The following is an 8,737-nucleotide window of genomic DNA, read 5'->3' as shown; positions in this document are numbered from 1 at the left end:
GTCGATCCGAATCGATGGACGCCGAATGTGGATATCGGAAGACAAAGCGGCGGCAGTCTATCAAGTCGGAGCGCCTCTTGCCGAGTTCACGCCCCACCCTCCGGGGCTGGCGGGAACCGACACGAATTATTCACATCTTCTGTGGATAACGCTGTGCATTTCCGGTGGCCGATAGCGGCAGTCGCCGACCCTGTCCATGCCGGTCTTAGATTGGTTAGTTTTTCGGCAATGACGGATCTCAGTCTTTCGACACGCATCCGACTGATGCGGCGAGCACGCAACGCGGCGCCTGGATCCCCGCCGAAGCGCTGTGCAGCCTGGCGACATTCCAGTAACATCGAGCCAAGTCATTGATGGAGAATGGCATGTCGACCCTGAAAGGGTGTGTCAGCGTCCTGCTGCTGGTCCTCAATACGCTCTTCTGGGGCATGCCTCTGGTGGCGTTGACGATACTGAAACTGGTCACGCCCACCCGGCGATGGCGCCTTCGGGTGCTCGGCGGTCTTCACTGGATCGCCCTCGCCTGGGTGAAGACCAACAACGCCTGGATCCGCTGCTGGATTTGCCCGAGGATCCACGCCGACCTCCCTGCCTCGCTCTCGCCGCGTCGATGGTGGTTGGTCATGGCCAACCACCAGAGCTGGACCGATATCATCGCCCTGCTCTATGTGCTGACGGGTCGTGTCTCGATGCCGAAGTTCTTTCTCAAGCGAGAACTCATTCTGGTGCCGATCGTCGGACTGGCGTGGTGGGCCCTGGAATTTCCGTTCATGCGTCGTTACAGCCGCGAGAAGCTGGCTCGGAACCCCAAACTTGCCGAACGAGATCGTCAGGCGACCCGGCGCATGTGCGACCACGCCCGCGAAATGCCGATGACGATCTACAACTTCGTCGAGGGAACGCGGTGCACACCGGAGAAGCAGCGCCGGCAGGAGAGCCCCTACCAACATCTCCTGCGACCCAAGGCCGGGGGCGTCGCCCAGGTGATCGGGCTGCTGGGACCACGCCTGGACGGTATCATCGACGTGACCCTGCACTACCGCCGGGGCACGCCCAACTTCTGGGATTTCCTCTGCGGACGCGAGGCCGACGTGGCGATCGTCGCGAGATGCCTCGACAGGCCGGAGTGGATGCTGGACGGGCGCTACGACGATGCCCAATACAAGGAACGTTTCTACACATGGTTGAACGCATTGTGGCAGGAAAAAGACGCGGCGCTCTCCTCCTACTCCTGGGATTGACGCTCTTGCTCGCGGGCTGCGCGAGCGGCGGCGGCGGTCATGCCAGCATCGCCGACGGCGGGGGCTGGGTGACCGTGCAGCGTGGCGATACGTTGGGCAGGATCGCCAGCCAGGCGGGCATACCGCTACTCAGGCTCCAGCGCTTCAATCCTGGCGTGGACTCCCGCCGCCTGGCAGTTGGCCAACGTCTGCTGCTGCCCTCCCGGCAGGAGCGCGCACCCGGTGGCGGCCCATACCGCTACCAGGTAAGACGGGGGGACTCCCTCTATTCGATCGCCCGCCACTTCGGCGCCAACCCGCAGCGCGTCCAGGCCGCGAATACGGGCATCGATCCGTCGCAGCTGGCCGTCGGCCAGTTGATCCAGGTTCCGCTGGCGGGCGGTTCGTCGGGTGGCCGGGCATCATCGCCGGCACCGGCGGCATCCCGGTCACTGCCCGATCCCGGCCCGCTGCCCTCGTCGGCAAGCCGATGGCGCTGGCCATTGGATGACTACACCGTCGAGCGCCGGTTCGGGCGGGACGCCCATGGCACGCTGCAGCCCATGATGCTGTCGACATCCTCGCCCGCCACCGCCAGGGCAACCACGTCGGGCAAGGTGAGATTCGCCAGCGGCATGCGCCAGTTGGGACAGGTCGTCATACTCCACCACGCCGACAACATGCAGAGCGTCTACGCGTTCTGCGACAAGCTGATGGTGTCGGAGGGGCAATCCGTCTCCGCCGGCACCCCGCTGTGCGAAATCGGTAAGGAGAGCGGCAGCAGTCGTTATCATCTGCTTTTCGACCTCCGCCACGGCGGCAAGCCCGTGGATCCCGCGCGCGTGCTACGCTAATCAACGATGTCATCAGTTCGTCATCATCGTGACGCATTGACGTCATCGGCACCCCCCAGTATCGGAGACTGGTTCGAACACGGTTGGCGACAAGGCGGGATTGGTAGAGAGCTTCGCTGGCGTGGAAGGAGTGAGAGAGATGCGCGTAGCCCTGGTCAGTGAAACTTGGGCGCCGGAGGTCAATGGCGTGGCTCATACCCTGAGCCAGCTCGCCAACCATCTGGCATCCAAGGGAGTCCTGCTTCAACTGATTCGTCCCACCCCGGCGAATGGCGCACGCGACGCCCTGGCAGAACGGGATGTCCACGTCAGGGGGATCGCCCTTCCGATATACGCCGACGTGCATATCGGCTTGCCCTGCCGCCGACGTCTGATCCGGCTATGGCGCCACGAGCGCCCCGACGCCATCTACATCGCAACCGAAGGTCCGCTCGGCTGGTCGGCGTTGAACGCGGCTAAACACCTGGGGATCCCCGTGGTCAGCGGCTTTCACACCAACTTCGATCAATATGCCAGCAACTATCACCTCGGCTGGAGCATCCCCATCGCTCGCCGGGGATTGCGATATTTTCACAACCGCTGCGAGGCGACGCTGGTCCCCACCGCAGCGCAACAGCGAATGCTCGAAGGCAGCGGCTACCGCCGCGTCTCGGTCCTCGCCCGGGGCGTCGATGCCCAACGCTATCGCCCCTCCCGTCGGGACGTCGAACTGAGACGCCAGTGGGGGGCCGGCCCCCACCAGCCGGTGGCACTCTATGTCGGACGACTAGCCAGCGAAAAGAACATCGACCTGCTGGCCGACACGATGGCGGCCATGCAGCGCGCCAATCCCTCTCTGGTCCAGGTGCTGGTGGGGGACGGCCCCGCTCGCAAGACGATCGCCCGGCGCCTGCCGGAAGCCATATTCACGGGTTTCGAGACCGGCGAAGCACTGGCCCGGCATTATGCCAGCGCGGACATGTTCATCTTTCCCTCGCTGTCGGAGACATTCGGCAATGTGGTCCCGGAGGCCATGGCCAGCGGGTTGGCCGTGGTGGCTTTCGATCACGCGGCAGCGGGGGAGTTGATCACCGACAACGTCAACGGCCGGCTGGTGCCGCCGGGAGATTCCCAGGGCTTCGTTCAGGCCGCCAGCGAGCTGTGCCGACAGCCCGCGCTATATGCCCGGTTGGGCCGTCAGGCACACCAGCGCGTCTCCAGCCTGAGCTGGAGCCACATTGGCGATCGCTTTCTTGCGCAGCTGATTCAAGTCCAGGGGACCCAACATGCCGCCACGCACTCAACGTCTCACGTTTGAACGACTGGACCGCTTCGAAAGTCGGCTCAGCCACCGTCTGGCGGAACTGTCTCGCCACGCCCCGACACTCTGGCTTTTTCGCTGCGTCAGCAGATTGGGGGACTGGCCTGCCTGGGCGTTTCTGGCATTGCTGCAACCCCTGCTGCACGGTTATCAGGGCTGGTTGCTCGCCATTCAGTGGGGCCTGACGGCCAGTGTCGCCGCCCTGCTCTACCGCCTGCTCAAGACTCGCCTCTGCCGCGAGCGCCCCTACATCACCTTCACCACGATCCGCTGCACGATGCCCCCCGTGGACCGCTACAGTTTCCCCAGCGGCCACACCCTGCACGCGGTCATGTTCACCAGCCTGACAGCCGCGAGCACTCCGCAGTTGCTACCCGTGGTCCTGCCTCTCGCCGGCCTGATCGCCATCTCTCGGGTGGTGCTGGGGCTTCATTACGTCAGTGACGTGATCGTGGGAGCACTGATCGGCGCCGGTCTCGCCTGGTGCAGCAGCCTGCTGGCGCTGATGGTCTGGAGCTGAAGCGTCGTCTGCATGCCCCACAGTACCCGCTGGCACTGCATCGCCGCCTCCCCGGTGCTGATGCTGCTTCCCGATTTCGTTGCCGCCGCCGAAGCCTCCGCCATTCAACGGGTGCTCGAGCAGGAGATCCCATGGTCTTCGCCGACGCTGTCGCTCTACGGCAAACGACATGTCATTCCCCGCTCCCAATGCTGGATGGGGGATGACGGCGCGAGCTATCGCTACTCCGGCCGGACCCTCGAGCCCCGGCCTTGGCATCCGCTGGTAGAGGATTTGCGAGACCGGGTGCGAAGTGCGCTGCAGGCAGCCGATCTACCCCACGCCGACTTCAACAGCGTCCTGCTGAACCGCTACGAGAGCGGCGAGCAAAGGATGGGGTGGCACAGCGACGACGAGCCCGAGCTGGGTGAAAATCCCGTCGTCGCCTCGCTTTCGATGGGCAGTGAGCGCCCTCTTCGCTTTCGGGAGAAAACGGGTAGGCCACGTCACGCCTTCAACGTCTGGCTACCGCATGGCAGCCTCCTGCTGATGGGTCCCGGTGCTCAATCCCGATGGCAACATGCGCTGGCACCGCGTTCGATCGACGGCGTTCGCATCAACCTGACCTTTCGTCGAATCCTCTAGGGCTTCTCTGGAGTACTGCGCAGGGGTGCTGAAACCAAAAATGCCTCCCTGTTCGGGAGGCATGAAAGATAACGGTATAAACTTGAGAGACACCGCCTCTCAAGCGGATCAGCCGCGATAATAGTTGGCTGGCACGAAAGGCATCGGACTGATCACCATCGGCAGTCGCTTGCCGCGGACATCGGCGTAGAGCGTAGTGCCTTTCTCGGCGGCTTCCACTACGACGTAGGCCATGGCGACGGGCGCGCCGACGCTGGGCCCGAAACTGCCCGAGGTGACTTGCCCGACCATCCGGTCGTCCGCGTCGAACAGTTCGACCCCCTCCCGGACCGGCGCTCTGCCTTCTCCAAGCAAGCCGACACGGCGACGGCGATGATCCTTGGCCTGCAGTTGATGCAGGACCCTGTCCGCCCCCGGGAAGCCAGCTTCCCGCTCTCCCCCGACGCGCCGGGATTTGCCCACCGCCCAGGAGAGGCTCGCTTCGACAGGCGTGGTGGTAGTGTCGATATCGTGCCCATAAAGGCAGAGCCCCGCCTCGAGGCGCAGCGAATCCCGTGCCCCCAGACCGATCGGCTCGACCTCGGGCTGATCGACAAACCAGCGTGCCAGCGCTTCGCTCGCCTCGGACGGCACCGATATCTCGAACCCGTCTTCGCCGGTATACCCGCTTCTGCTTACCCAGATCTCGCTGCCCATGACCTCGAACCGTCCGTGCTGCATGAAGACCAGATCGCAAGCCGCCGGACAGAGGCGCTGCATGACGATGGCGGCATCGGGCCCCTGCAGTGCCAGCAGCCCTCGGTCCAGAACCTCGACATCGTGATCCGCGCCGAGCCCGATGCGCATCAAGGCGAGGTCCTGATCCTTGCACGCGGCGTTCACCACCACGTAGAGCCAGTCGCCCTGATTGACGATCATCAGGTCGTCCAGGATGCAACCTTCGCTGTTGGTAAACAGCGCGTAGCGCTGCCCTCCCTCCGGCAGCCCGACGACATCGGCGGTAACCAGGGTCTCCATCGCCTTCGCGGGAGTGGGCCCGGTCACCGCCACCTGGCCCATGTGGGAGACATCGAACAGCCCGCAGGCCCGGCGCGTGTGTTCGTGCTCCTTCTTGACACCCAGGGGATACTGCACGGGCATGCTGTATCCGGCGAAAGGCACCATCTTGCCACCGAGCTCTTGATGCAGCGCGAACAGCGGGGTCTGTTTCATGTCGGACATGGATGTCTCCAGATCAGGGCGGATAGAAAAACGTTACGCTTTGGGGTCGTGATCTTCCAGCGCTTCTCCCGGCAGGACCGTCTTGCCGGCGAAGTGATCCCGGGTCAGCTTGAATACCACCGGCGACAGCAGCGCCAGGGCGATCAGGTTGGGAATGGCCATCATCGCATTGAAGGTGTCCGCCACCAGCCAGATGAAGTCCAGCTTCGCCATGGCGCCCACCGGCACCGCCAGCACGAACAGTATGCGATAGAGCAGAATCGTCCGATCGCCGAACAGATACTGGAAGCACTTCTCGCCGTAGAACGACCAGCCCAGAATCGTGGTGAAGGCGAATATCGACAGCGCGATCGCAACGATATGCTGTCCGATACCGGGCAAGGCGCTGTCGAAGGAGAGCGAGGTCAACGCCGCGCCACTCTCGCCATCGAGCCAGTGGGTCGAGGTCAGGATCACCAGCGCGGTCATGGTGCAGACCACCAACGTGTCGATGAAGGTGCCCAGCATGGCGATCAGACCCTGGCGGACCGGATTGCGCGTCTGCGCCGCGGCGTGGGCGATGGGCGCACTGCCCAGGCCGGCTTCGTTGGAGAAGATCCCACGAGCGACGCCAAAACGGATCGCCGCCGCCACCGCCGCGCCGGCGAAGCCACCGCTGGCGGCAATCGGCTGGAAGGCGTGGGAGAAGATCGTGCCCAATGCGTTACCGATCTGGTCGGCGTTCAGCACCAGGACCACCACGCCGGCTGCAAAATAGGCAACGGCCATCAACGGCACCAGCTTCCCGGCGACGCGGGAGATACGCTTGATCCCCCCCAGAATCACCGCGCCGGCCAGCACCATGATGATCACGCCGGTCAGCCAGGCCGGTACCCCGAACGAGGTCGTCAATGCATCCGCAACGGAATTGGATTGAACGGTATTGCCGATGCCGAAGGCCGCCACCGCACCAAAGAACGCGAACAGTCCGCCCAACCAGGCCCACCGCTTGCCGAGTCCGTTACGGATGTAATACATCGGGCCGCCGACATGATTGCCGGTGGAATCGGTCTCGCGATACCGGACGGCCAGCACGGCTTCGGCGAACTTGGTCGCCATCCCCACCAGGGCCGTCAGCCACATCCAGAACACCGCCCCCGGGCCACCGAGCGCGATGGCGGTGGCGACGCCCGCGATATTGCCGGTACCGATGGTCGCGGAGAGCGCAGTCATCAGCGCGTTGAACGGTGATATCTCGCCCTCGTCACGACTGTCGGCTTCACTGCGACGCCCACGCCACAGCAGGCTGAAACCGAGCCCCAACTTGCGGATGGGCATCAGTTTGAGCCCTACCTGCAGATAGATACCGACCCCAAACAGCAGAATCAGCATCAATGGCCCCCAGACGACACCATTGATGGCACTGAACACCGCATTAAGTTGATCCACGTCGACCTCCATTATCACGTTGTTGTTGCTGTCGAACGGGCCCGAACGGCCAGCCGTCGCCACGATCGATCATTGACAAGTCAAAGCGTGGCAACAATAGAGGATTCAACTACGCGTTAACAATTATTCCAAAGCATTCATCCAGAAACCGTCGCCACAGCTTCCGTGGCGGGGCGTTACACCTTAGCGAAAAGCCTTTGGTGTTTCCAATAGGAAACTTTTCTCCCTCCGGCCATCATGGATGTCCGTGCCTACCGCAGCGGTGCCCCGTACCAGCGGCCGGCCATGAAACGACCGGCGCCGACGGCGCGTACGCCGCGGCTCGGCGAAGATCGCCCGCTTAAACTGGACGTTTTGTGGATCTGGGCTCAACCTAGTAGCGCGATCCGCGCAAAGCTGCGCCGGAGACCCTCGAGACTATGCCAATCGATCTCGCATTCGTGCATAATGCTCGCCAAAATTCCCCGTATCGAAAACTGTTTCGTATAGGAAACTCCCATGAGCGATATCCCCAACAACCTGCTGTACACCGATAGCCACGAATGGGTGCTGGATAACGGCGATGGCACCGTGACCGTCGGTATCACGGATCATGCGCAGGAAGCCCTCGGTGACGTGGTCTTCGTTGAACTTCCGGAACCCGGGCGGGAGCTGGACGCCGGCGACGAGTTTGGCGTCATCGAGTCGGTAAAGGCCGCGTCCGACCTCTATTCCCCCCTGGCGGGAGAGATCGTCGAAGTCAACGAGTCGCTGGAGGATGCGCCGGAAACCGTCAACGATTCCCCCTACGGCGACGGCTGGATTCTCAAGCTGCAATTGACCGACCAGGGCGACCTGGAATCGCTGATGTCGGCGGAAGCCTATCGCGAACTGGTTGCCGCCGAGGAAGATCAGGACGACTGATCGCCGCCTCATCCTTACCAGCTCGGCCGTTCGCCGCCACGAACGTCGAACGGCCGCCCTTTTCCGCCAACCTCGCCGGATAGATCATGCCCACCGAGACTCGCCCCCTGACTGACCTGGCCAATCACGCAGATTTCATTCAGCGTCACAACGGCCCGAATCCTCTCGATGTCGTCGAGATGCTCAAAGCGCTCGACATGCCATCGCTGGAGACGCTGATCGACCGCACCATTCCCAAGGGAATCCGGCTCGACGGCGAACTGGATCTGGACGGCCCGCGCGGCGAATCGGAGGCGTTGGATTATCTGCGGGGTCTGGCTCGCCAGAACAAGGTTTTCAAGAGTTACATCGGTCAGGGGTACTACCCGACGCACCTGCCGGCTGTCATTCAGCGCAACGTGCTGGAAAATCCCGGTTGGTACACGGCCTATACGCCGTACCAGCCCGAGATTGCCCAAGGTCGCCTGGAGGGGCTGCTCAATTTCCAGCAGATGGTGATGGATCTGACCGGCATGGCGATCGCCAACGCATCGCTACTCGATGAGGCCACGGCGGCGGCGGAAGCCATGGCGCTCTGCCGGCGCGCCAACAAGAAGCAGAAGAGCCAGCGTTTCTTCGTCTCCGACAGCGTGCTGCCCCAGACCCTGGATGTGCTCCGCACCCGGGC

At 63.2% G+C, this 8,737-nt stretch carries 8 protein-coding genes and 1 pseudogene; 7 read left to right on the top strand and 2 right to left on the bottom strand.

All coding sequences use genetic code 11. The annotated features are described in order from the left end of the window. Positions 1 to 365 precede the first annotated feature (365 nt). The 5 genes from yihG to AC3AYF_RS10740 all read left to right on the top strand — a co-directional run bounded on the left by yihG (position 366) and on the right by AC3AYF_RS10740 (position 4,518). Positions 366 to 1,241, top strand: a complete 876-nt coding sequence (gene yihG, locus AC3AYF_RS10760; RefSeq protein ID WP_295039175.1) for a 1-acylglycerol-3-phosphate O-acyltransferase, YihG family — start codon at positions 366 to 368, stop codon at positions 1,239 to 1,241. Between the two features lie 5 nt (positions 1,242 to 1,246). Further along, a complete protein-coding gene (locus tag AC3AYF_RS10755) occupies positions 1,247 to 2,074 on the top strand; it encodes a M23 family metallopeptidase (protein WP_295039173.1) in 828 nt (275 codons plus the stop codon). A 139-nt stretch (positions 2,075 to 2,213) separates the two neighbouring features. Beyond that, the gene (locus tag AC3AYF_RS10750; protein WP_295039172.1) at positions 2,214 to 3,371 is read left to right on the top strand and encodes a glycosyltransferase family 4 protein; all 1,158 of its coding nucleotides are present in this window, start codon (positions 2,214 to 2,216) and stop codon (positions 3,369 to 3,371) included. After that, the gene (locus tag AC3AYF_RS10745; RefSeq protein WP_295039170.1) at positions 3,340 to 3,894 is read left to right on the top strand and encodes a phosphatase PAP2 family protein; all 555 of its coding nucleotides are present in this window, start codon (positions 3,340 to 3,342) and stop codon (positions 3,892 to 3,894) included. Before AC3AYF_RS10750 ends, AC3AYF_RS10745 begins: the two co-directional genes overlap by 32 nt. Positions 3,895 to 3,906: 12 nt before the next feature. Next, positions 3,907 to 4,518: an alpha-ketoglutarate-dependent dioxygenase AlkB family protein gene (locus AC3AYF_RS10740; RefSeq protein ID WP_487779720.1), complete on the top strand. Its 612-nt coding sequence runs from the start codon at positions 3,907 to 3,909 to the stop codon at positions 4,516 to 4,518. Positions 4,519 to 4,626: 108 nt separating this feature from the next. Here AC3AYF_RS10740 and gcvT read toward each other — a convergent pair whose 3' ends face one another. Next, complete coding sequence (gcvT, locus tag AC3AYF_RS10735; RefSeq protein WP_295039166.1) at positions 4,627 to 5,739, bottom strand: glycine cleavage system aminomethyltransferase GcvT; 1,113 nt, start codon at positions 5,737 to 5,739, stop codon at positions 4,627 to 4,629. A 33-nt stretch (positions 5,740 to 5,772) separates the two neighbouring features. Then, a complete protein-coding gene (locus AC3AYF_RS10730; RefSeq protein ID WP_298846488.1) occupies positions 5,773 to 7,167 on the bottom strand; it encodes an alanine/glycine:cation symporter family protein in 1,395 nt (464 codons plus the stop codon). A gap of 498 nt (positions 7,168 to 7,665) precedes the next feature. On the opposite strand from AC3AYF_RS10730, the gene gcvH reads away from it, so the two are divergent. Beyond that, positions 7,666 to 8,070, top strand: a complete 405-nt coding sequence (gene gcvH, locus AC3AYF_RS10725; protein WP_295039160.1) for a glycine cleavage system protein GcvH — start codon at positions 7,666 to 7,668, stop codon at positions 8,068 to 8,070. An 86-nt stretch (positions 8,071 to 8,156) separates the two neighbouring features. Further along, a pseudogene (locus AC3AYF_RS10720) lies at positions 8,157 to 8,737 on the top strand (glycine dehydrogenase (aminomethyl-transferring)); the annotation flags it as partial.

Source organism: Salinicola sp. (assembly GCF_982684285.1).
Note: the sequence above shows the minus strand (reverse complement) of the source record. Positions and strands in the feature narration are given on the sequence as shown.